The organism is Bradyrhizobium sp. LMTR 3 (assembly GCF_001693485.1).
In the GTDB taxonomy this organism is placed as follows: domain Bacteria; phylum Pseudomonadota; class Alphaproteobacteria; order Rhizobiales; family Xanthobacteraceae; genus Bradyrhizobium.
Genome location: NZ_MAXC01000034.1, coordinates 1 through 3,117, shown reverse-complemented (window position 1 = coordinate 3,117; position 3,117 = coordinate 1). Strand labels below are relative to the sequence as shown.

The window sequence follows — 3,117 nt, the reverse complement described above, 5'->3', positions numbered from 1 at the left end:
TTGAGCTAATACGCATATGGTCGAGGCTGAACGAGCCAAGACCGACAACGGACGCCGTGGAGCCAGTGTCCGTAATGCTCTTGTACGAAAGCGTTCCGCCATCTCTAAGCGTGACCGAACTCGAACTCGTAACCCCGCTCAACAACGGATCGTTCCAGCTCAGAGGGATATTGTCGTAGGTGGCCATCGTGTTTCCTTAAGCGCCGCATCCGAGCACGCAGCGGTTTTCTATTGAGCAACCGTTGTACCGACTAACGTTACCGTGTTGTGTGGTCCCGTCGTCGCCAACCGTACATTCCGACGGACGAGGTCGCCGTCGGCGGAGGCTTTTTTGGGACGACATGTCGGCCCACCCAAGGTGATTTCTCAATTATCCCGTCAAAGTTCCCGCGCCGGAATTTAGTGCAGCAGTTCGTCGACTTAGCTTCCAGCTTCCGATTCTTCTACAGTTTCGCTGCCAAGTTCGTCGGGGTTCGTCCCTCGCGCTCGTCACTGGCATATCGTCCGCCGGCTTGTCTTCAAAGCTTGTCGAAGCTTGGGAACTTGCGCGCTATGCAATGCGATGCAGCACGGCGGATGCTATGCGCGGTCTTCTGAGAGCCCTGAGTTTGGCAACAAGATCGTCGGCTGTTCTTCAATTTCAGCAGGAGCGATCAGCGAGTGGCAATGTTCGATGACATACAGGCGCGCTCGGGTCGATTGTCTGTTGGAAAAGCAGCCTCTGATTTTGTCACCGATCATTCCACCTGCCCTTGGCGGACCGCAGACTCGCGAAGCTGGAGCTGAAGTTGCGCAAACCGTCTCCTGTCAAACGCATGAGAGACGCACAGCGCTGGGGCGTCGTCCATGTTCCTGCACGACAGTCCATTGAAGCCTGAGATGTCGTTAGATGTCATTTCCGCCAGCAAGGGTTCCCGCAGAGAATCAAGGGTTCCCACCGAGAATAGGAAACTACTTCATGGCGAAACACGCGGCCAGCAGTGATGGCACGCCCCCCCGCAATCGTAATCGCGTCCGCGCTCATTGCGGCCCGGCTGTCCTCACATTCACAAATTAAATGTGATTGGACACAATGCAACTTTTAATTTAATTATCTCATCGCCAACCAAATTAAATTGACCTCGTATATTTCAGCGCGTCTTTAATCAGCGCTGGATTTCGGTCGATGTCGTTGTCTGGGTGCTATGGAGGAAAAGATGACGAATGCCAATCCAACAAAAAGCCGGGCCGTTCAGCAATTGATGGGAACTGAGTCTTTTGCGGATTCTGCCTTTGACTGGCTCTCCCTTATTTATCCCATCAACAGTTTGATCGTTGGCACCAGACATGACGACGTCCTCAGTGCCCAAGCTGACGGCGATGTTGTCTTGGGCCTTGCAGGCAATGACCTTTTAAGCAGTGCATTCAACCGGACAGCATTGTTCGGCGGTAGCGGCAACGACACGCTGACCACCACCGTTGTTGTCCCGCTCCAGGGCGATGCGCCTGTGCACGGTCTCGCCATTCAGTTCGGCGGAACCGGCAACGACAACCTCGACGCGACCGTCACTCTTCAGGGTGGAACCACGCCTCAGAGCGCGGAGCCAACCGCAGATGTGCTACTCGATGGCGGCAGCGGGAACGACGCTATCAACGCGACGGCCAATGTGACGCTTCCTGCCTTTGGAATTGTGACCGTCAGAACCGATGTGATCGGCGGAAGCGGCAATGATACCATTAATGCCCTTGCTGATGGCCGTAATGTTATCGGAACCAGTATCGCGATGAACACCGTCGACGGCGGTTCGGGCGATGACCACATCACAGCTCATGCCGAAACGGAATTCTTTGCGCTCCGCGGCACAGCCAGCAACGTATTGTTCGGCGGCAACGGCAACGATGTCCTGGATGCGTCTGCTGAGGGGCGATCCAATTTCACCGAGTCGGTTACAAATGAGCTTCACGGCGGCCAGGGCAACGACGTGCTGCATGCTTTCAACCTGACTGACTCCAATAGCGGCAGGCCGGTTGGTATCAACCAACTGTGGGGCGATGATGGCAACGACACCCTCGATGCAACTCATTCCACCGATGGGGAGAACACCGTCACGGATGTCACGAATTATCTGGATGGCGGGAAAGGCAATGACAACCTGACCGCGGACTCGACCGCGCTTGGCGGATTTGTTCGCGCACTCAATCAACTCGAGGGCGGCGATGGAAGAGACAGCCTCACGGCACATCTCGACGCTGTAGCTCACGGCGGGCCGGATCTCGGCCTGGATCTCTACAATGTCGCGAATATCCTGAATGGCGGTTCGGGAGATGACCAGCTTACCGCATTCCTTTCGGCGACTCCCGATCCTGTGGTTACAGACAATTCTATTGCCGAGAATCGTCTGGATGGCGGCGCCGGAAACGATGTCCTGACGGCAACCGTTGAGTCAGGTTCAATAGGATCAAGCTTCCTCAGCGGCGGTGCGGGCAATGATCAACTCACCGTCTTTGGTGGGTCAGGAAACGTTCTCGATGGGGGCGATGGCAACGACACGCTCACGAGCGGCACCGGAAACGACGCTATGTTTGGCGGATGCGGCGGGGATACGTTCGTCTTTGCCGCTGAGAACGGGAATGACACGGCCGATTTCGAAAAGGGGCGAGACAAGATCGACCTTACAGCTTTGGCAGCAGAGGGCATCCACGACTTTGGCGATTTGAATATCGAAGCGGTCGGCGGAAACACCGTCATTCACTTTGATGGAGATAATGACCTCACCGTCGCCGGCGTCGTGAACCTCAGCGCAGGTGACTTTTGGTTCGCGTAGCCGGGCCAGAAGTCATCTTGATTATTCTGCCAGGCAGACATCAAGCGTAACACACGCAAGTTTCGTTGCGGCCGATTTAATGGAATCTAGTATGGGTACAAGTCGCACGGATCTGCAAATCACCGCGCCATGCCTCGTTATCACAAATTGGCGCCTAATTTGAATACCCGACGAGATCGCTAATGCGTAAGCGTCGTTTTGATCCCACCTTCTCGTGGCGCGAGGGATAGGCGAGTTTGAGGATCTCTCTGAAGGGATCGGCTTGTGTCTATGCTTGACCATACGCTTAAGTCGGACGTAGCGCCGCGTCGGC

General features: G+C 55.4%; 2 protein-coding genes. One reads left to right on the top strand and one right to left on the bottom strand.

Features of this window, described 5'->3' with window-relative positions:
* Positions 1 to 187 (bottom strand): hypothetical protein (locus tag LMTR3_RS38975; RefSeq protein ID WP_210184728.1); only part of this gene is annotated, 187 nt, incomplete at its 3' end.
* 1,009 nt (positions 188 to 1,196) lie between these two features.
* Between LMTR3_RS38975 and LMTR3_RS23520 the strand changes: the two genes are divergently transcribed.
* The gene (locus tag LMTR3_RS23520) at positions 1,197 to 2,804 is read left to right on the top strand and encodes a calcium-binding protein (RefSeq protein ID WP_176721978.1); all 1,608 of its coding nucleotides are present in this window, start codon (positions 1,197 to 1,199) and stop codon (positions 2,802 to 2,804) included.
* Positions 2,805 to 3,117 lie beyond the last annotated feature (313 nt).